This is a genomic window from Vibrio cionasavignyae (genome assembly GCF_050337155.1).
GTDB classification, from domain to species: Bacteria; Pseudomonadota; Gammaproteobacteria; order Enterobacterales; family Vibrionaceae; genus Vibrio; species Vibrio nomapromontoriensis.
In genome coordinates this window covers 44,071-66,600 of sequence record NZ_JAKJSR010000018.1, presented here as the reverse complement: position 1 = coordinate 66,600, position 22,530 = coordinate 44,071, and the positions used below count along the sequence as shown (strand labels likewise).

At 44.8% G+C, this 22,530-nt stretch carries 12 protein-coding genes; 10 read left to right on the top strand and 2 right to left on the bottom strand.

The window, feature by feature from the left end; translation table 11 throughout:
* The first annotated feature begins 285 nt into the window (after window positions 1–285).
* The 4 genes from L4D74_RS14580 (at window position 286) to L4D74_RS14565 (ending at window position 2,906) form a co-directional block, all read left to right on the top strand.
* A complete protein-coding gene (locus L4D74_RS14580; protein WP_428752842.1) occupies window positions 286–486 on the top strand; it encodes a PA3496 family putative envelope integrity protein in 201 nt (66 codons plus the stop codon).
* Window positions 487–611: 125 nt separating this feature from the next.
* Complete coding sequence (locus L4D74_RS14575) at window positions 612–821, top strand: DUF3283 family protein (RefSeq protein ID WP_250617574.1); 210 nt, start codon at window positions 612–614, stop codon at window positions 819–821.
* 84 nt (window positions 822–905) lie between these two features.
* Window positions 906–1,622 (top strand): YebC/PmpR family DNA-binding transcriptional regulator, encoded by a 717-nt coding sequence (locus tag L4D74_RS14570; RefSeq protein ID WP_428752841.1) that lies wholly within the window; start codon window positions 906–908, stop codon window positions 1,620–1,622.
* Between the two features lie 408 nt (window positions 1,623–2,030).
* On the top strand, window positions 2,031–2,906 hold the full coding sequence (locus tag L4D74_RS14565; RefSeq protein ID WP_428752839.1) for an NAD(P)-dependent oxidoreductase: 876 nt from the start codon (window positions 2,031–2,033) through the stop codon (window positions 2,904–2,906).
* Window positions 2,907–3,019: 113 nt separating this feature from the next.
* Here L4D74_RS14565 and L4D74_RS14560 read toward each other — a convergent pair whose 3' ends face one another.
* Window positions 3,020–3,796 carry a DUF4344 domain-containing metallopeptidase gene (locus L4D74_RS14560; RefSeq protein ID WP_428752837.1) on the bottom strand — a complete coding sequence of 259 codons (777 nt, stop codon included), beginning with the start codon at window positions 3,794–3,796 and terminating at the stop codon, window positions 3,020–3,022.
* Window positions 3,797–4,142: 346 nt separating this feature from the next.
* Between L4D74_RS14560 and gltS the strand changes: the two genes are divergently transcribed.
* Both gltS and L4D74_RS14550 read left to right on the top strand, forming a co-directional pair.
* Entirely contained in the window at window positions 4,143–5,369 is a 1,227-nt protein-coding gene (gene gltS, locus L4D74_RS14555; protein WP_428752836.1) for a sodium/glutamate symporter, read from the top strand.
* 245 nt (window positions 5,370–5,614) lie between these two features.
* Entirely contained in the window at window positions 5,615–15,961 is a 10,347-nt protein-coding gene (locus tag L4D74_RS14550; RefSeq protein ID WP_428752835.1) for a cadherin-like domain-containing protein, read from the top strand.
* Window positions 15,962–16,059: 98 nt separating this feature from the next.
* Here the strand turns inward: L4D74_RS14550 and L4D74_RS14545 are convergent, their stop codons facing one another.
* The gene (locus L4D74_RS14545) at window positions 16,060–17,148 is read right to left on the bottom strand and encodes a LacI family DNA-binding transcriptional regulator (protein WP_428752833.1); all 1,089 of its coding nucleotides are present in this window, start codon (window positions 17,146–17,148) and stop codon (window positions 16,060–16,062) included.
* A 278-nt stretch (window positions 17,149–17,426) separates the two neighbouring features.
* On the opposite strand from L4D74_RS14545, the gene L4D74_RS14540 reads away from it, so the two are divergent.
* From L4D74_RS14540 to L4D74_RS14525, 4 genes are all read left to right on the top strand, one after another.
* The gene (locus tag L4D74_RS14540; protein ID WP_428752832.1) at window positions 17,427–18,596 is read left to right on the top strand and encodes a glycoside hydrolase family protein; all 1,170 of its coding nucleotides are present in this window, start codon (window positions 17,427–17,429) and stop codon (window positions 18,594–18,596) included.
* A gap of 38 nt (window positions 18,597–18,634) precedes the next feature.
* Window positions 18,635–19,624, top strand: coding sequence for a TRAP transporter substrate-binding protein DctP (gene dctP, locus L4D74_RS14535; RefSeq protein ID WP_428752830.1), 990 nt, complete (start codon window positions 18,635–18,637; stop codon window positions 19,622–19,624).
* A gap of 78 nt (window positions 19,625–19,702) precedes the next feature.
* A complete protein-coding gene (locus tag L4D74_RS14530; protein ID WP_428752829.1) occupies window positions 19,703–21,652 on the top strand; it encodes a TRAP transporter large permease in 1,950 nt (649 codons plus the stop codon).
* 24 nt (window positions 21,653–21,676) lie between these two features.
* A complete protein-coding gene (locus L4D74_RS14525) occupies window positions 21,677–22,393 on the top strand; it encodes an oligogalacturonate-specific porin KdgM family protein (RefSeq protein ID WP_428752828.1) in 717 nt (238 codons plus the stop codon).
* Window positions 22,394–22,530: the final 137 nt, after the last annotated feature.

Below are 22,530 nucleotides of genomic sequence, written 5' to 3'. Positions count from 1 at the left end.
GCTTTTTTTTTGCCTGTTTGAAGCTCGCATTTGAGTACAAAGGTAGGGAAAAGAAATAGCTTTGCTAGGTATGAAAAACAGGGATCTGGATCACGTCAGTTTTTGACAGTGTAATCCTCAGAATGTACGTGGCAATGTTATCAATTTCAAAGCTAATTTCTGACATTTTTTAACTTCTATTCAGAAGTATTGATTGAGTCACACTCTGAACTTATTTCCCTTAACAACAAAATTATCCTTTGCTACAGATTAGGTGTCCTAGACATGGTTTATCTGGAGGAAACAATGTCCATTAATTCTATCGACCATGAAGATATGACGTCTATCACGACAAAATGGGATCACTCTGAAGAGTACATGGAAGAACAGCGCCCAGCGAAGCAAACAAAATCAGCAGAGGCGAGAAGACGCATTGAAGCGTTAAGAGAAATCAAAGAGAGTGGATTGACTCTTGAAGAAGCAAGAGAACTCGGTTTGATACATTAATAGCGAGAGCGTCAAATTAAGAGGGTGGCATATGCCACCCTTTCGTATTTTTAGCGACTTGATTTGAGTTCAGGGCTTCATCGGTGCTATATTCTGCGATCACTTGAACTAATCAACGAATTGCTATGTCTTACAACTTATCGTTACTGCCTCCAGCAGAGAAAAACAAAGTTGAGCTGGATAAGCAGGCCTCTTATGTCGTTTGGCAGCTTAAAGAGGCAAAAGTGGGTCCTGATGCCATCAGAACTCAGCTTGAAAATATCCGTGATGAAGCTGAAAAAGCGTGGTTTGAGCAATGTGTGGCCAAATACAAGAAGATGATGGGTGTGTTGTGATTGTTTACATGACCCATCACAATTGATTTGCCTCCGTGATTTGATAAAATCCTCGCATTAAATTGAATAAGAGAGAACATCCCGATGGGAAGAAGTTTTGAAGTGCGCAAAGCCTCAATGGCAAAAACTGCAGGCGCAAAAATTAAAGTTTATTCCAAATACGGTAAAGAAATTTACGTTAGTGCTAAAAATGGCGGTAGCGACCCAGACATGAACTTAGCGCTTAAGCACCTGATTGCAAAAGCGAAAAAAGACCAAGTTCCAGCGCACGTTATTGAAAAAGCATTAGATAAAGCGAATGGCGGCGGCGGTGAAGATTACCATGCAGCACGCTATGAAGGATTTGGACCTGGTGGTGTAAGCGTTATTGTTGACTGTTTAACAGATAACGGTAATCGTACTTTCCAAGATGTTCGCCAGTGCTTTGTTAAAACAGGTGCTAAAATTGGCGGCCCTGGTGCTGTAGCTCATATGTTTGAACATCAAGCTGTATTCCAGTTTAAAGGTGAAGACGAAGAAGCAGTACTTGAAGCGCTAATGATGGCTGACGTTGATGTCGCTGACATCGAGTTAGAAGATGGCGTTATCACTGTCTTTGCGCCTAACACTGAGTTTTTTAAAGCCAAAACAGCGCTTACTGCAGAGTACCCTGAGCTGGTGCTTGATGTAGAAGAGATCACTTTCGTTCCACAAACGCACACTGCGGTACCGGCGGAAGATGATGAAAAATTCCAGAAGTTCCTAGATATGCTTGATGATTGTGATGACGTTCAACAGGTTTATCATAACGCTGAAGCGTAATAACTTAGGTAAACAGTATAAGCGTTACTCGCTTATACTATGACGCTATCTAAGCATACATTTGTAATAGCCCGCACTAGCGGGCTTTTTTATGCCTATCTTTCTGTTTATCCTACTTTTTTATAATGGATTCTTGTACGGCTATGGAACGATGATCATGGCTGTGAAGGTCTTGGATCATCTCGCCTTGATCATTCTTCCCAATTGGTATGACATAATTCCAATTTAATTGTGACATTGGCGCGATCAAGCTTTCTTCATGTGCGCTATGAGAGGGCTTGTAGTGATTGTTGGCGATTTTTCGTGTACAAAGACCTACTAATGAAAAGTAATTCACGCTGAGCTTATGGAAAGACGTCTCATTAGCTTACTGCGGTAGTGGATTCGATAAAAATAAAGGAGATAGCAATGAAGGTGAGTTTTATTGGTCTTGGCGTGATGGGATACCCAATGGCGGGGCACTTAGTCAAATCCGGTTTTGAAGTCACAGTCTACAACCGTACGATTGAAAAGGCGCAGCGTTGGGCAGAGGAATACGATGGCTGCTATGCAGAAACGGTAGCGGACTGTGTTAAGGATGCCGATGTCGTTGCGGTATGCGTGGGCAATGACGACGATGTTCGTCAAATGACCACAGCAGCGAATGGCGCACTTGCTAATATGAAGCGTGGTGCCATTCTCATTGATCACACCACGACGTCAGCACTATTGGCTGAAGAGTTAGGGTTAGCGGCTAACGAACACGGTATAGAGTTTATTGATGCGCCAGTCTCCGGAGGGCAAGCCGGCGCTGAAAATGGCGTTTTGACCATCATGTGTGGCGGCAGCGAGGCGGTTTTTTCCAATCTTCAACCAGTATTTAACGCGTATGGTCGCTCGTCGGTTCTGATGGGAAGCGTAGGGCAGGGGCAGCGGGCAAAAATGGTTAATCAAGTTTGTATCGCTGGGGTATTAACTGGTTTATCGGAAGGGCTACTGTTGGCGCAAAAGAGTGGTCTAGACATACCTGCCTTAGTCGATTGTCTTAAAAATGGTGCTGCGGGATCTTGGCAGATGGAAAATCGCGCAAATACAATGGCAGAAGATAAGTTTGATTTTGGCTTCGCGATAGACTGGATGATAAAAGACTTGGGCTTTTGCCTTGATGAAGCTCAGCGTCAGGGGATAACGCTACCATTGACTCAACAATCGATAGAGCGTTACCAAACACTATCGGCTCAAGGAGAAGGACGTTCAGATACCTCTGTGCTGCTCAAGGCTGTCCGAAGTGATGCTGAAAGCTAGATTTTACAATGTAAATCTAAACGCTATCGATCGTAACAGACAATAGTAGAACATAGAGCTTACTTGAAAAGATGCTACGCAAGCGGTCTAGCATCTTTTCAATATTGAGTGGCCTATTCATTATCGCTTTCAGAATTCTCTATATTCAACACGTGTCGCCAATTTTCATCAACTTGTGTGAATGTTTGTAGGCAAACATCTTTTCTTTCGTCGCGGTAATCCTCCTCGATTTCATCAAGTAGTGACGAGTAATGCTCTGGGTCACTTCCATAAACAAGGCATAGTGCACTAAAGTAACGCTGCAAATCAAAGCTGTGTTCACCGATATATTCAGATACCTCGTAATATTCGGGACGCTCTTCTGACTCAAATGAGAACATGTCAGCGGCGCTGACAACAGCATCACTGCCGCCCTCAACGTAATTAATCATCAGAACAGCCGCAAAATTGTCGACGGCATCCTCTTCCTTGCCAAGGATTGGAATACGTTGGTCAGCGACATAAGCATGACCAGCCTCGTGAAGTAATGTGTGTAGCATAGTATCGATGGCACCTTGCTCAGGGGGCTTGCCAAATTTTTTTTCATAATCATGCTTGATGAAATAGTTGAGTGAATCGGTGTAAAACTGGTAGGGGATGAGCACCGAATGTTTTTGAGGGTCATACAATGGTCCGTCATCACTGCCATATATGATGGTCAGTGGTTGCTCGAAACGAAAATAGTTGTCGGATAGTTCAGAAACAAGCGTAGTTAACTCACTTTCTTTAAGGACCTTTTGAGCATGGATGTCATCGCTCGTCGTCGCAGTTTCAAATTCAAAGTTAATGGCTGCATTGCTGCTAATGGCATAATTAGCGGACAGCAATCCAGCTAGCATAAGGGGTTTCATGGTCAACTATTATCCTTATATATAGGGCGATTAGGTGTCAGGTATGTCATGTGCTATAATCCGCCACCTTAACATTCGCGCTGTGTAGTTATCTTTTTTGACTATATTGTCTCGCTCAGTATAGACGCCATTTTCGGTATAAGCTGATGCGTATTTGCTCAAAGCTGCTTTGTGCATCAATACCTTGAGTTCAAGTTACATTCCCATTAAAGAGAGTAGGATAAACCGAACAAGGTTGTTGGGTGACGTTGTTATTGTCGTTATCTATCCTAAATTCTTACTACACGCATACAATTTAATCTAACCTCATTAAGGAAGATGAGCGATAAACATATAGAGAGGTTATATGAGCAACACTATCTCTGTTGGAACGTTGGAATCCTTTTTGATCGCAATTAGTGTTCTTTTTCTTGGGCATATTATCAATAGTAAGTTCCCGACACTAAAAAAATACAACATTCCAGAACCCATAGTTGGTGGCTTAATTGTGGCCTTTATCATCACAGTTTTGCATTTTAACGGGACTAACTTAGAGTTTTCTTTGCCATTGCAGAAGACATTTATGTTGATGTTCTTTAGTACGGTGGGTCTTGCTGCCAATTACAAACAGCTGTTGAAAGGCGGAGCAAAAGTCTTTCTTTTCTTAGCGGTTGCCTCGGCCTATATCATTGTGCAAAACGGTGTCGGTGTCGGGATGGCGACAGCGCTCGGTCTAGAGCCTTTGATGGGGCTAATTGCTGGTTCTATTACGTTATCGGGTGGACATGGAACGGGGGCAGCTTGGGCTCAGACATTTACAGAAACCTTCGGTATTAGCAATACGCTTGAAATTGCAATGGCATCAGCGACATTTGGTTTGATCATTGGGGGTATTATTGGTAGCCCTGTTGCTCAGCGTCTCATTGATAAAAATAATTTTGAGTCCGAATATGGCCGAGGCAACGACACACATGAGCGCTTTCCTGAATTGGTGACTTACAATGAGTATGAACGAGATCGTGTGACGGCAAAGAAGGTCGTAGAAGTCCTGTTTATCCTATTATTGTGCGTGACTGGGGCGAAATACTTGCATGCATGGGTAAATAGCTTTGAAGTGTCGTGGTTGATGATCCCAGACTTCGTTTACGCACTTTTTATTGGGGTGTTTATTACCAATATTTGTGAAGTATCAAAAGCTTATAAAGTCGATGCAGAAACAGTCGATATACTCGGTACGGTGTCCTTGTCACTCTTTTTAGCCATGGCTTTAATGAGTTTACAGCTTTGGAATATTTTCGATTTGGCAATACCGTTCTTGGTTATACTGGGAGTACAGTCGGTCATTCTTGGCTTTTTTGCCTACTACGTAACATTCAAGGTTATGGGTGGTAATTATGATGGTGCGGTGATAGCGGGTGGGCACTGTGGTTTCGGTCTAGGTGCTACGCCAACGGCGGTAATGAACATGGGATCAATCGTTAATCGGTTCGGTCCCTCTCCTCAAGCCTTTATGGTGGTTCCTATTGTAGGTGCATTTTTCATTGACATTGTTAACCTCATAATAATTCAAGGGTTCATTACTCTAATCGGCTAATATCAACCCACTATTTAAAAAGTCTCGCATTTGCGAGACTTTTTTCGTTTTTGAGACAATGTTAAAAAACTCAATAGAAAGGTTTCCAATACACACTTGGTCTGGTATCTAAATGTAAAGGAAACGTTAAGTCTGTCAGTTTGGCTTAGCGTTTCTTCATTATAAATATTTATTACAACTAGAGCTGGCTAGGTCGAAACACGACATTGCTTCTATGAGCAAAGGAGCAATGTAAGGAGTGAATCATGAGTGTATTGTCTCTTATTGGGTTAGTGCAAGTGTCAGGTACGTTAGTACTCGACAGCGCTGGTAAATTAGCTTTGTTACCAGACGGTGCCACGCCACGTCCCGGGGATGTGATTATCGATGTCTTAGATAACGCTGAAATTGGTGATGATCTTAGTGTCCAATTTGTTTCTGAAGACAACACAGCACAAGAAATTGATGTTGCTGATCTGGATGTCGAACAGATAATTGCTCAAGTTGAGGAGGGTGCCGACCCTACTCAATCTGAAGAACAAGCCCCTGCGGCAGGTGAAGCGAGCAGTTCTAGCCCTACCTTATCGGGGAATATTATCCGCGATGACACGCAAACTATTGCTCAAACCCAGTTCGATACTTCTGGGCTAGAAGCGCAGGGTCTTTCCAATACACAATCCCTCACTTTACTGCAATTCTTAAGTAATTCTGCTCCGGTTGTATTCAATAATTCTCGAACTTTTTATGAGGAATCACAAGACAACCTTCTAGAGGTCACGCTGCCAACGGACGCTAATAATGACCTGCTGACTATCCGAATTATTAACATTCCTGTTTTGGGCTCGGTCACGTTAGGGGATGGATCTAAGGTATCTGTTGGCGATGAGCTAACGTTAAATGAACTCGCTAACCTGCAATATGATGCCCCGTTAGATTACAACGAAGGCGAAGAGGTGGGGAGCTTAGGTTACAGCGTTGATGACGGTCGTGATGCGCCCAACTCAGTTCAGTCTGCTAATGTTGAAATCACGATTAATGAAATCAATGATGCACCAGTGGCTTATGACGATGATGTTGAAACGGATGAAGACTCGGTATTAACGACGACTCTTCCTGAGGCCACGGATGTGGACGGCACCATTGCCTCTTATGCGCTACAAGACGACATTCCAGCCAACAAAGGCAGCCTCACGTTTAACTCCGATGGCTCGTACAGTTTTGATCCGGGTGAAGACTTCCAAGGTCTGAGTAACGGGGACTCAGAAGATGTCACGTTTACCTACATTGCTCTAGACGATGAAGGGCTCGCGAGCGAGCCACAAACCATTACCATCACGGTGACAGGCATCAACGACAAGCCTGTCGCGCTGCCTGCGGATGAAATGACCGATGAAGATACGTCCATTTCACGTAACGTCCCTGCGGCGTCAGACATTGACGGCACCATCGCCTCTTATGCGCTACAAGACGACATTCCTGCCAACAAAGGCAGCCTCACGTTTAACTCGGATGGCTCATACAGCTTCGATCCGGGGGAAGACTTCCAAGGGCTGAGTAACGGGGAGTCAGAAGACGTCACGTTTACCTACATCGCGTTAGACGATGAAGGGCTCGCGAGCGAGCCACAAACCATTACCATCACGGTGACAGGCATCAACGACAAGCCTGTCGCGCTGCCTGCGGATGAAATGACCGACGAAGATACGTCCATTTCACGTAACGTCCCTGCGGCGTCAGACATTGACGGCACCATTTCCTCCTATGCGCTACAAGACGACATTCCAGCCAACAAAGGCAGCCTCACGTTCAACTCCGATGGCTCATACAGCTTCGATCCGGGGGGAGATTTCCAAGGGCTGAGTAACGGGGAGTCAGAAGACGTCACGTTTACCTACATCGCGTTAGACGATGAAGGACTCGCGAGCGAGCCACAAACCATTACCATCACGGTGACAGGCATCAACGACAAGCCTGTCGCGCTGCCTGCGGATGAAATGACCGATGAAGATACGTCAATTAATAGAAATGTCCCTGAGGCGTCAGACATTGACGGCACCATCGCCTCATACGCCCTGCAAGACGACGTGCCTGCTGATAAAGGCAGCCTGACGTTTAACGCCGATGGCTCATACAGTTTCGATCCGGGCGACGACTTCCAAGGCTTGAGCAATGGCGATTCTGAAGACGTCACCTTTACTTATATCGCGTTGGATAATGAAGGTTTAGCGAGCGAGCCACAAACCATCACTATTACGGTGACAGGCATCAACGACAAGCCTGTGGCGTTGCCTGCGGATGAAATGACCGACGAAGATACGTCCATCTCTCGCAGCGTGCCTGAAGCCTCTGACATTGACGGTACCATCGCCTCTTACGCCCTACAAAGCGACGTGCCTGCTGATAAAGGCAGCCTGACGTTTAACGCCGATGGCTCATACAGTTTCGATCCGGGCGACGACTTCCAAGGCTTGAGCAATGGCGATTCCGAAGACGTCACCTTTACCTACATTGCCTTGGATAATGAAGGGTTGGCCAGTGAGCCACAAACCATCACTATTACAGTGACGGGGATTAATGATAAGCCTGTGGCGTTGCCTGCGGATGAAATGACCGACGAAGATACGTCCATCTCTCGCAACGTGCCTGAAGCCTCCGACATTGACGGCACCATCGCCTCTTACGCCCTACAAGACGACGTGCCTGCTGATAAAGGCAGCCTGACGTTTAACGCCGATGGCTCATACAGTTTCGATCCGGGCGACGACTTCCAAGGCTTGAGCAATGGCGATTCCGAAGACGTCACGTTCACCTACATTGCCTTGGATGATGAAGGTTTAGCGAGCGCGCCACAAACCATCACCATCACGGTGACGGGAATTAATGACAAGCCTGTGGCGTTGCCAGCGGATGAAATAACCGACGAAGATACGTCCATTTCACGTAACGTCCCTGCGGCGTCAGACATTGACGGCACCATCGCCTCATACGCCCTGCAAGACGACGTGCCTGCTGATAAAGGCAGCCTGACGTTTAACTCGGATGGCTCATACAGTTTCGATCCGGGCGAAGACTTCCAAGGCCTCAGCAATGGCGATTCCGAAGACGTCACCTTTACTTATATCGCGTTGGATGATGAAGGTTTAGCGAGCGCGCCACAAACCATTACCATCACGGTGACGGGTATCAACGACAAGCCTGTGGCGCTGCCTGCGGATGAAATGACCGACGAAGATACGTCCATCTCTCGCAGCGTGCCTGAGGCGTCAGACATTGACGGCACCATCGCCTCATACGCCCTGCAAGACGACGTGCCTGCTGATAAAGGCAGCCTGACGTTTAACTCGGATGGATCATACAGTTTCGATCCGGGCGAAGATTTCCAAGGCCTCAGCAATGGCGATTCCGAAGACGTCACCTTTACCTACATTGCCTTGGATGATGAAGGTTTAGCGAGCGCGCCACAAACCATCACTATCACGGTGACGGGCATTAACGACAAGCCCGTGGCGCTGCCTGCGGATGAAATGACCGATGAAGATACGTCCATTTCACGTAACGTCCCTGCGGCGTCAGACATTGATGGCACCATTTCCTCCTATGCGCTACAAGACGACATTCCAGCCAACAAAGGTAGCCTAACGTTCAACTCGGATGGCTCATACAGCTTCAATCCGGGGGAAGATTTCCAGTCGCTTACTAGCGGTGAGTCAGAAGTCGTCGAGTTTACTTACTATGCGCTTGATAATGAAGGAAGCCCTAGTGAGCCACAAACGGTATCGATAACGGTTCATGGCTTGAATGATGACCCAGAATCTGAAGACTTCGCTATTACCGTGACCAATGGCGCTGCCACACCGGTTTATTTTGATACCGGTGAAGGGTCCATAGACGGTGCTGGCTCTGACCATATCTCTGATCGTGAAGATGATCGCAGTACTACTGATGACAAAACCTTATCGGTAGTCATCACTGAGCTTCCGATTGGCGGGACGTTACTTTACAACGATGGTGTCAGTGTTCGTGAAATCGTCGAGGCCGATCTTCACATTGATGGCGTTGCGGAAGGAACCGCTTTTGACCCCAATAATATTTCCTATCTTCCTGATGATACAGCTCAAGGGTTTATTTTAGGAATCAAAGATCCGCAAGGGTTAGCAGAGGAAGAAAGTAGTCAAAGTGATTTCTTAAATTGGGGTGAGCCCGGCAGTACTCCTGCAGAACGAGTGCTGACTATCGGTGATGACACCATTACGATTACCAGTTCAGGAAGCAGCTTAACTCAGTACAGTGGTGATCCCGATGCAAATCATGTTGGTCATGGGCTAGGTGTTGGAGGTGGACACGGCATTAATCAAGGAGAAACGCTCACTATTGATTTTTCAGATCGCCCTGCAACCTCGATTGTTCTTGGTCTTGACGGGTTAGGTGGCTTTTTTGATGAGAATTTAAATAATAGCGATGAGTCTTCTGTTGTTATTTCGGTCACCTTGAGTGATGGATCTACGGTAGAGCTCGACCCTTACCAGAAAAATAGTCCCGGAAATGCTGATTTAGACGTCGATTTGAATATTTCTATTGCAGATATTCCCGGAGCAGAAGGCTTATTGATTGAAGCTGTTACTGTTGGCACTGAAGGTAATGGTAATTGGGAGTTACGATATTTAGAAACTAGTTTAGACGATTCGTTTGATTATAGAGCGCTGGATTCTGATGGTGCATACAGTGAAGAATCGACAGTGACCATTGACGATCAAAGAAGTAACCAGAATCCTGATGCGGTGGATGATCCTGAGAGTTATATCCTAATCCAAGGGGATATGGGCAGTGGTGATCAAGGCTGGAGTGGCGTTGAAAGCATCGTTGCTAAGTATGATGGTGAAACGGTTAGCTATAACATTGATAGCTCTGATCGTATTGGTATTCCTGATGGTACCGTGAATGCTGGTCCAGAATCTCAAATTCAATATAACCGAGAAGATGACGAGTCTGAACAACTCATTATTACGCTTAAAGAGCCAGCGGTTGATGGGGCTTTCGCCGTCACCAATCTTTTTGCCAATGAAGGAGGAGCGGGCAGTCATGAACAAGGCAAATGGTCGGCGTATTTAGGGGGAACCCTCGTTGCAAGTGATCACTTTTATAACGATTCTGGCCATGAAGGCAGCTTCGATATTGAAACCAACGGCGCAGCGTTTGACCGTCTTGTTTTTGAATCGGTTGAATTTACTGGTGGGCCAGCTCGTGGCACCGATTCTTCAGATTATTTCTTACAAGGCATTCAAGTCGTTGGAGCGGGGGCTTATGTGTTTGATCATGATGAGCCTGTGGTCATACCGCTGTCTGAAATTTTGTCTAATGATAGTGATGTAGACGGAGATAGCATCCGTATTACTTACGTCTTTGGTGAGACGGAAGGGGATGCTCGGATTGAAGGTGATAACGTTATCTTTGATCTACCAGAAGATTTCTCAGGACGGACTGAGTTCCAATATCAAATCACGGATGATAAGGGTGGTTTTGATACTGCGACCGTTAATGTGTTAGTGAATCCAGCACCGATTGGTGTTGGAAGTGTTGAACTTAATCTTGATGCGGATAGTGTTATAGAAGGCGAAAATCTATCCTACTTAGTCACTTTAGATGGCACGACCAACGTTAAGACGTTCTTTGATATTGAATTTGGTACCAGTGGTGATACCGCCTCAATCAACGATGTTGACCCTTCCAGTATGACGTTTAGCAACGGGGTGAGTTACAACGCAGTCTCAGGAGAGCTTGAAGTTCCTGAGGGTGTGGATGAATTTACCGTTTCATTACCCACGGTTAATGATGATCGCTACGAAGGCGATGAAAGCTTTACCTTGCTCATTGATGGTCAGTCAGCGGCTGGCAGTATCCTTGATAATGACCCTATTTCATTGTCTTTATCTGGTGGTGGTGAGGTCAGCGAAGATGCGGGTAGTATCGGTTTTGAACTGGAATTAAGCCACGCCTCAGATGTGCCGTTAACCATAGCGCTTTCGCGTTTAGATACGGATACCAATAGCGATGACTTCGGCACTACGACAGCGACTTATAACAACGGCAATGCTGATGTACCGCTTGTCATTGTGAACGGTGAGATTGAAATCCCAGTAGGGGTGACAAGTATCGATATTAACGTTGGTATTTTGGATGATGAACACTATGAGCAGGATGAAGACTTTACACTGAAAATCACCGAGCCAGCAGGGCTGACGACCAATGGGGTCGTTGGCGTTACTGCTGATGCCACGATTTCTGACGATGGCGAAATTGGCGGTGTGCCGAGTGGAGATAACGATAACAATGCACCAATTTTAGATTTAGACGGCAGTGAAGGTGGCTCGGGGTATACCGCAACCTTTACCGAAGGAGATACCCCCATTATGGTTGTTGATAGCGATATTGTTATCACTGACGATATTGATGTTATCAGCAAAGCCGAAATCAGACTCACAAACCCGCAGCCCAATGATTCGTTATCGTTAAATGGTGTGTTACCAACCGGGCTTAGCATAACGACTAGCACAGTAGGTGGGGCGTTATTACTGACTATTAGTGGTGAGGCGAACGCGGATGTTTATGAAGCGGCGCTCAAACAACTTGAATTTGAAAATGATAGTGAAGACCCAAATACGGAGCCTCGTGAGATTGAAGTGACCGTGTTTGATGATCAAGATTTAGCTTCTAACGTCGCGATTTCAACGATTGATGTTATCTCGGTAAACTCGCCTCCTGAGTCTGAAGACTTTAGCTTTACCATTTCAGGTAATGATCCGGTAGGTGTGAGTTTTGATACGGGGGTGGGCTCAATTGAAGGGGCTGGCAGCGATCATATTTCAGATATTGAGGACGATATTAATGGCGAGCAGGTAAACGTCAAAATTACCGAACTCCCTATCGGTGGTACGCTTTATTACGACGGCGTGGAGATCACTCAAACTCAAGTGGATAACGGCGATACTTTCGATCCAACAAAAATTACTTATCAAGCGAGCGAAGATGCTCAAGGGTTTATTCTAGGGACTAGAGTTATCCCGACAGACAGTGATCTTGAGAGTACTCAAGAGACGTTTTATAACTGGGGTGATGAGGTCGATAGTAAGAATCGTGCTCTTGAATTAGCAAATGGTGATGAGGTGACCATTAGCAGTAACAGTGGCCCTCTTACGCAGTATCGAGGTGATGTCCAAGAGAATCATGTGGGTCATGGTTTGGGGATTGGTGGTGGTCAGGGAATTAATCAGGGCGAACAACTTACCATTGCTTTTGAAGACCGGCCTGCAACTCATATCAATTTAGGGCTAGACGGTATGGGCGGCTATTTCTATAGCGGGCTTGGCGATAGTAATGAATCAGCGGTCACGATCCAAGTGATGCTTAGCGACGGTTCTAGCGTGGACTATATCCCCGATGTACAAAAAGACACATCAGGTAATGACGAGTTGTTTCACGAATTGAGTTTTTCAGTGGATGATCTGAACATTGAAGAAGGGCTGTTGATCACCGGAATCAGCGTGGGTACCGACGGTCCAGGTAATTGGGAGTTAAGATACTTAGAAACGGCATTGAATGATCGTTTTACTTATCAAGCGGTAGATTCCGATGGTGGTGAGAGTGAAGAATCGGTTGTTACGATTGCTGATGAGCGTATTAATAACGCAGCACCAACCTTGGATCTTGATGCTAGCGAAGCAGGGACTGGCTTTGCGTCTGTATTTACTGAAGGGGACAGTGCGATTGGTGTTGTCGATGATGATGTAGACGTTTTTGATGAGAACAACATTATATCGTTAGCGGAAGTCATTTTAATTAACCCTCAGTCAGGCGATAGCTTTAATGTTGTGGCGCCAAGTAACCCATTGCTAAGTGGTATCGCTTACTCGAGTGAAACGTTAGGCTCTGGCGCAATAAAAATTTCCTTGTATGGTAATGCCAGCGCCGATGACTATGAAGCCGCACTCAAGTTGATACAGTTTGAGAATGGCAGTCAAACCCCAGATACGACCAATAGAATGATCGAAATCACGACATTTGATGAACTAAGTCTACCTTCCAATACCGCGCTATCCACCATTGAAGTGATGAGTGTTCCAGATTTGGCTGTTACGCCAGCTATCGGTGATGAAGACAGTAAAATTGCCTTGGCAGTAACCCTGCCGGTTGACAGCGATGCGACTAAGGTAGTGATTAGTGGCATTCCTGACGGGGCAAAAATTTATGATGATGTGGCTGAGATACCTATTGTCGACAATACAATCACGCTTAATGAACTTCAGTTGGCGCAACTGTTTATTCAACCTGCACCGAATAGTGATATTGATTTTACCTTACAGGTCAATGCGCTTGATGGCGCAGATCAGTTGATTGAACAGGCACCGTTAGAAGTGACGGTGAGGCCTGTTACCGATATACCGGTACTGAATGTCTCTGGTGAGGAAATCCTCGCGTCGATCGATTTTGAGAACGTGAGTTTAGGGGGCCGTTCGTGGCGTGGAAATGTCTCCGATGCCGAGCTAAACAGTAATGGTTCAACGGGCGTTTGGGGAACAGAAAACTCGAGTTTAGTGAGTGAAGTGGGACGAGAGGGCGTTTACTTAGGTAATCAATCACAAGATAGCGACAATCATATCTTTGAAATTGAAGGTCGACGCAATACCGACGACTCTCTATTTACAGACTTTGAAGGCAGCGCCGGTTCCTTTTATAACCTAGCGTTCGATATTGCTGCAAGGCGAGTTAATGATTCACCTGTAAAAGTATTTTTGGTGGATGATCAAGGCGTTCGAAGCGAGTTATATGAGTTTGATGATAGCGTTGATAGAGCGTGGAACTCAGAAAATGTCGTGTTCCAGACGCCAGAAAATGGCAATTACCGGCTACTATTTGAATCCGAACAGGTTGATAGTTATGGGGCGCTATTAGATAACATATCTTTAAGCACACGTAACAATTATGGTTATGAAGATAGCTATATCAACCTAAGTGATATCGCTGCTACTTTGACTGATATGGACGGATCTGAGTCATTAAGCCTAGTGTTAAAAGGATTACCTGCAGGGACTATTGTGACAAATGGGATTCAAACGTTGGTTGTTGGTGAATCACTTGAAGCGGATATCTCTCAGTGGCAAGCGCTGGATGATCTACAGGTATTAGTTGATGATGTTGGGGTCTACCCAATCACCATTGAAGCGACGTCTTCAGAAAATGACGACACGCACCCAACTACGGATCAAACCGTTTCAGAGGTCATTAATTTAACCGTAGTACCGAATCCACAACCAAATTTGAATACGGCGCCAGAAGTGACCGATGTGGAGTTTTTTGCACAAGACGACACGATTCCGCTTAATTTCTCTGAGCTGGTGACAGACCTTGAAGATGATGCGAGCGACGATAAGCAAACGTTCGTTAAAATTGAAGGTGAACCAGAATTTGGTCAGCTGTATTTCTTGAGTGGTTCAGGTGATCGGTTTGATCTTGATAGTGGTGATTTAGTGGAAGACAGTGTCGACGTCTATTACGATCTCGATGTGGGCTTTGATGCGACAACAGCGGGCTATGAGTCAGACTTAAATGTACTTCTTGAACAAGGGTTAGCCATTAGTGGTGGCACTTATGATGGACTCCAACCTCATATTAATACCGAGCTCGAAAGTATCGCATTTGATGGTGCCGGAGCCGCGAAGCAGCGAGGTTACTATACCAAACGAGCCGATGAAAATGGCCAAGGGAAAGAGACAGAAGCTCAGGAAAAAGAGTACATGTCTATTAAGTTTACCGCAGGCTTAATGACCCGAGCATTGGTGGGTATTGGCAGTCTTACAGGGCAGTTTAGTGCCAGCGCAAATGGAGGGGGGCAGTCGAATATTTTAGTCTACCTCTATGCTGGAGGCGATTTAGTCAGCAATACACCAGTGCAGATGAACAATGATGCGATCGTTGATCATCAAGCAACGATTTCCGTGTCCTCGGAGCAAGGCTTTGATGAAATGCGCATTGTCGCCGTTGATGATAACGATAAAAAAGCGGGATTTGTATTGCAGTCTATTGAAGTGGTGGATGCTGAAGTCGCGGATCAATTCGAATACAGTGCGGTTGATTCCGACGGATTAGCAAGCCTTGAAACGGCTACGGTTGATGTCAACATTGTTCCAAACGGTAATGTCCTTGATGCAGAGAGTGTTGATTATGCTGTGCAAGGCGGTAATGGTGTGACTGTGATAACGGGTACTGATGGTGATGATCTGATTATTGGAGGTCAGGGATCTGATGTATTAACGGGTGGTCTAGGTGACGATACTTTCAAATGGACAGAGTCAGATTTGGACGGCAGTCACGACGTGATCACAGACTTCTCTCAAGAAGCTGGAAACCGAGATGTGATTGACTTTATTGACTTGTTTGATGATGACGATACGCTGCAAAGCTTGCTTGATAATAACACCATCGCCGTGACGGAAGAGGATGGTAATACCTTCATTAATATTGATAAAGGTAATGGGAAAACGGTTACTATCGAGCTTGAGGGTGTGACGGGGGTAGATAACAGTATCTTGAGTAATATCGTTATTATCCATGATAGTTAGAGCCCGTCGTGAGTGAAGGCAAGAATATCTTTGCTTTAGTAATACCCGAATAAGTACTATCGTTTACAAGCCGCAGAATTCTGCGGCTTTTTGCGTTGTTAGCTAGGCGAAGTTGATGTGCAAAATGAGTTTTTATACTGACGACAGCTTTGTCGTGATACGAGAGAAACGGACACGCAACTTCGAGTCACGGTATCCCCTCCGTCATTGATGGCTTGAATTAGTGTATGTATTGCGACTTTGGCAATACGTTTGTGGTCGGTACGAATAGTCGTTAGTGGTGGCGTTGAAAATTCGGCAAGGTCAATGTCATCAAAGCCCAAAACGGAAATATCATCAGGTACACGAATACCTTGCGTTCTAAACGCTTCAATTAGCGTCATTGCGATCATGTCACAAATACAAAAGACAGCAGTACAGTTAGCAAAAACGCCGTTGCTGATCATTTCTGGTATCCACTTATGGGCGCCAAAGTCGGTTCCCAGTTGGGTGATTTCATCATCGTTAATGGTTTGAGCGACAATATGCTGCGCCAGGTCGATGATATGCTCGTCAGGTTGCGTTATGCCGTTCTCAAGTAAGGCTCTTTTAAACCCATCAGCCCGTTGGTAGACGGTGGGTTTGATATTGGCGGTGATGCATTTAATATTTTTATGGCCGAGGGAAAACAGATAGTCTGCGGCGAGTTGCCCACCTAGGTAGTAGTCAGGTGAGACACTTGAAAATTGCATCATTGGGTCATAGCCGTTGATAAGCAATACAGGCAGGTGTGTGGCGCGCAACATGGTGAGTAACTCAGAATCGTCCATACCGAGTACGATGATAGCTTGGGCTCGAGTCAGTAATTGAGCTGAGTTGTCATGTGAAATTTGTGCACGAAGTTGCAGCTCGATAGCGATATCAAGATCATTAGCTTGTTGCTTTAAGTCTTTTAGTATGGATCCGAAAAAACTATGTGGGGAGTTGAGGTCATGTTCACCCAATACAAGGATTTTTCGGATAGGCATCGGAATCTTTAGCTTTGGCTGAGTCCGTTTGTAGCCATGCTCTTGTAGCGCGGCACGGACCTTTCGAACGACGTCGTCACTCACCAATTCACTTTGATTCATCACTCTAGAGACGGTGGCTTTTGATACTCCACAGAGTTCTGCGATATCGGTGAGAGTGGTCTTTTTCTTTCTATTCATGTTGTCTCCTTCACCGGTTAATGATGAAACGTTTCATTATAGGCGGTGGACCATTGCGGCACTAAATCGTGGTTTTTGTACCAACTTCCGACGCTATAACGTCACTATATCGTTATGTCCCTTATTATATTCCGTTCGTTTACTAATAATGTGATCGCACCTTCAATGAAACGTTTCATAGGTTTTTGTTGTTTCAAAGGGTCATATAGTCACGGTTTATCAATAGAAAAGTTAATAATCTAGTTGGCAATGAATGGTTAATTAGGATGCAGTAGAACATGACCCTCCACTTTGAACAGACAGGTATCAATATACTGTCGAGCATTGAAAGAAACGCACCGCGTATTGGTTTAAGAAACCCTATGGTTGGTGCAGGACCCAATGACTATCAATGGCGATACCCAAAAGATATTTTTTGGACGGACTCATTTTGGACGGGCCAACTCTGGCTCGCGTATATGGTATCAGGAGAGAGTAAATACAAAAATATGGCAAGAATGCGATATGAACATTTGGATCGTATTCTCGCGACACCAATACAAATGAATCACGATCTCGGTTTTCAGTTTAGTTTGAGTGCGGTTGCGGATTATAAATTGACCGGCAATAAAGAAGCCCGAGCATTAGCGCTTCGCGCCGCTGAGGCGCTAAGAAATCGTTTCAACTGGAATGGTAACTACCTTGTTGCTTGGACGGCAGGCTCTGAAGGCAAGGAACATGCGGAGCAGATTCAAGGCAAAATTATTATCGATTGTATGGAGAACCTACCGCTACTGATGTGGGCGTACTCTGAAACCAATATCGAGTCCTTTAAAACGGTGGCAATTGCCCAAGCTGAAACCACGATAAAGCACATTATCAGAGATGATTGGAGCACATATCATACGTTCGATTTTGACACGACCACCAATGAGCCAATTCGCGGCTGTAACTACCAAGGGTATGCAGATGAGTCTTGCTGGGCAAGGGGACAGGCATGGGCTATCCACGGCTTTGCTCAACTAGCGCTTATGTCGGGAGAGAAGCGTTTTGCTGATGTCAGTGCAGGGTTACTAAAGTTCGTTATGCAGCATATTAGCGACGATCTAGTGCCGATATGGGATTACCGCCTGCCTAGTCATGAAGTGCCTTATAAAGACAGTTCAGCTGGCGCAGTCACCGCTTCTGGTGCGTTATTACTTGCTCAGGTTATGGATACGTTTGGGGAGCCGGAGGCGTCGAGTCAGTACCGTGAATTTGGTATTCAGATGCTTGACGCTTTACGTAATCATTGCGATATCACAGCAGAGCCTCAGGCACAGGGTTTGCTTAACCAGGCCGCGTCATTTGTTCATGTTGCTCATGACTTAGATTTGGATTACCTAGCGAATTCTATGCTGCCTTACGGCGATTATTACTACTACGAAGCTGTGCTTCGCTCCATGGGACATAGCAAATTTTTCTGGTGATCATGGCATCACTTTACATCCAATAGGGAATATTAATTATGAAACTTAAGAGTATTGCTGCTGTTTTATTGTCGACTTTACTGGCTGTGTCGTCACAGGGGGTGGCAGCGAAAACCTATAAATTGGCATCTAACGTACCTGCTGACAGTGCCACTGGTAAGCTGCTACAAGAATTTGCACAAAATGTTACGGATCAAACGGAGAAAAGAGTTCGAATTCGAGTTTTTGCCAACGGAACCTTGGGCGGCCAAGCGCAGTATTTACAACAAATACAGAGCGGTGTGGTGGACATGGGGCTGGTGAACAGTGCGATGATGGAAAATATTGAGCCCAAATTTGGTGTTCTGAACTTGCCATTTATCTTCCGTGATTTCGAAGAATTTAAAACGGTGATGAATAGCGACTTGGTTCAAGATAAGCTCTTTAAAACGACGCAAACGAAAGGTTTTGAAGTGGTTGGTTTTATGGATACCGGGCCGCGTAGTATCTATTCAACAAAACCCGTGAATAGCATAGAGGATCTAAAAGGGCTCAAATTAAGAAGTATGTCTAGCCCAACCTATATCGAAATGTTGACACTAATGGGGGCATCGCCAACGCCACTTGATTTTACCGAGATATATTCAGCCATGCAGCAAGGCATGATTGATGGCGGTGAAGGAGGCTTAGGAACGTTATGGGATATTAAGTTCGGTGAATACGCGAAATATGGCATTTTGACTGAACAAACACGCATGGTTGACCTGATTATTATCAATGAACGCTCGTTTAACAAAATGTCTCCTGAAGATGTGGCAACAGTGAAACGTCTGATGAACGAGACAAGTGAGCGCTCACTAGAGGTGATTGTTGCTGATGCCGAGGCGTCGATGGCGCTCGCTGAGAAAAATCTGGGTGTTAAATTTGTTGAAATTGATAAACAACCGCTGATTGATTCGATGAAACCAATTTATGAAAGAACCTTTGCTGACCCTGATAAAGGCCCGTTCCTAAAAGAAATGTTTGAGCTCCAAGAGCGCTCATTGTAAGGAAAGTAGGAGACAAAGGCTCCCCCTAGCCTTTGTCTTTTTCTAATCGACTCTACATGGGGAGTAGGAGCGAGAACCATGAGAGAGAAACTCATCACCCTCAACAACAATAATGACAACGGCTCGATAGGTCAGCGTATTGAGGCTGCGATCTATCAAGTGTGTGATTGGAATGAACGAATTCTATCTAAGGTTGTAACTTTGATATTAGCGATGATGAGTGTACTCATTATCTATCAGGTATTTACACGTTATGTATTAAGTGACCCAAGTGGTCTATCTCAAGAACTGCTTATCTATTTAATGATTTGGCTGAGCTTTCTTGGGTCTTCTGTGTGCTTTGCTAAAGGGGCGCATTTAAGCTTGCCCATCGTTTTTGATGCTCTCTCGGAAAGGAATCAAAAATGGTTGATCATCTTCAGTGCATTACTGACGGTGGCCCTTGCAGGAATCATTGCCTATGGCGGCTTATATGCCATGGAAAAAAATGCGTCGTTTACGTCACCAATGTTGCGTCTCTCGATGTCGACGCTACAAAGTATTCTGGTGTTGTCAGGCGTGTTTTTTGTGTCAATGCAACTGAAAAGAGTCATTGAACTCGTTGGGCTAGGCCGTGAAACGCTGATCATGGCGGCATCGATCGTTGCCATGGGTATTTTGGGATTTTTACTGTGGCATGGTTTCCAGCAAACGGGTACCTATGAGTATCTAGTCGATGAACATCTGGAATTGACGTCAACCTTATTATTATTTGGTGCATTTTTCTTTTTGTTGGCGATGAATGTGCCGATTTCTGTGGGATTGGCGTTTGCTGGGCTTTGGGTGTTATCTCTGCAAATTGATAGCCATAGCCTAATGGTCACCGCGAGTGAAAAGTTGTTTGGAGGCTTAGAGAGCTTTGGATTTCTAGCATTACCTTTCTTTATTCTTGCTGGCAACATCATGAACCAAGGCGGTATTGCCCGTCGACTTATCGATCTCGCGATGCTGTTAGGGCGCAGGATTCCCGGTAATTTGTGGCAGGCCAATGTCTTGTCCAATATGCTGTTTGGCTGCTTGTCCAGCTCTGGTATCGCAGCGTCAACGGCGATAGGTGGAATTATTTCGCCAATGGCAAGAGAGAAAGGCTATGACATGTCTATCTCGACGGCGATTAATGCCGCGTCGGCACCGACAGGAATGATGATTCCTCCAACGGGCATTTTTATCATTTACTCAATGATTACCGGTGGCAGTGCTTCTATTGCGGCGATGTTTCTAGCGGGTTATTTACCCGGGATTATGATGGGACTGTCGGTGATGATCGTCGCGTATTTATATGCGAAAAAGCTCAAATACCCAGTTGATAACACGCACTATCATTGGAAACAGATTGCGCTAACGGTTTGGAAAACATTGCCGAGTCTAACCATGATATTTGTCATCATTGGTGGCATTTTGTCTGGCGTATTTACAGCAATAGAAGCGGGTGGTATTGCTGTACTTTACAGCCTTGTTTTGTCATTTTGCTATGGAACCATTAGTGTAAAAGCGCTACCCAAGGTACTTTTTGACTCGGCTTTAACGTCTTCCGTGATTTTGTTTTTAATTGCTTGTTCTGGCCTAATGAGTTGGAGCATGACGTTCGCGAGTATTCCCGATGCCATCGGTGAAATATTGATCGGAGTGACAGAAAATAAAATATTACTATTGCTATTGATGAATTTGACCCTATTGGTTGTCGGAATATTTATGGATATGGCACCGGCATTATTAATCTTCACGCCGATTTTTTATCCAGTTGCGATGACTCTCGGAATTGATCCAGTACAGTTCGGTGTAGTGATTGTTTATAATTTATGTATGGGATTAATCACACCTCCTGTTGGGACTGTATTATTTGTTTCTTGTAGCGTTACGGGGGAGAAAATAACAAGTATTGTTAAGCCGCTATTGCCTATATTTGCGTTGCAATTTATTGGATTGATGCTTATTACCTATTTCCCATTCTTTACCATGTATTTACCGACACTATTTGGTGTTAATTAAACTCATAAACATAGGAAGTTATTAATGAATAGAAGTATTCCTTTTGTACTATTAGCCACACTTGTTTCTGGACAAGCCGTATCGTCTTCTAGTTACTTTAATGGCAATGTGCAGTTACATGACTCATACCTTCATGGTTCAAAGTCGACATCAACTGTGGAAGTTGGGCACAACTTTGACTCAGGAACGCGGCTGTTAATGGAAATAGATGGTATTCCATTAGGAGAAATGAAAAACGGTATTGCTCCGTCTCCTGTTGTGACATTAGGGGTTGAGCAAAACCTAAACTTAGACAGTAAATTCTGGGCATCGGTGGGTTATCACAATCTCGTTCAAGCGGGAGAAACCATTCAATATAGACCTTTGATTAAGTTAGGTTATAACTTCGATAGCGGTATTTCTCTTTATCACCGTAGTCGAGCTCATATTTATGCGGATAGAGATGATCAAATACAGAGCTCAGATACGGATTATCGCTTTGATAACCAAATAGCCTATCAATTTAAAGACCACGACATTTCTATTTGGTATAAGAATATTTATGTTTTAAAGGGCAATGAAGATTTTTATGGTAATGAGAAAGTTAACACCATGGATAATGAAGTTCGATTAACTTGGACAAGAAGTGGTGTTCAACCATTTGTCGAATGGCGAAACCAAGCTAATGGCTTGAAAAATGCGGATGGAAGTAGCGCAGTTAATAATGCCCTAGTTGTTGGGTTTGGTTATGTATGGAAGTAAATAAACATTGCTAACGGGTTAGCAATATAACTAAGCTCCACTCTTATTTAAAACGACTATTATTTTTTATGCACATCTGGCTGATAATTCAGTTCGTATTGCTACATTTGAAATTAAGGGCGATTTAGTGAGGGTTG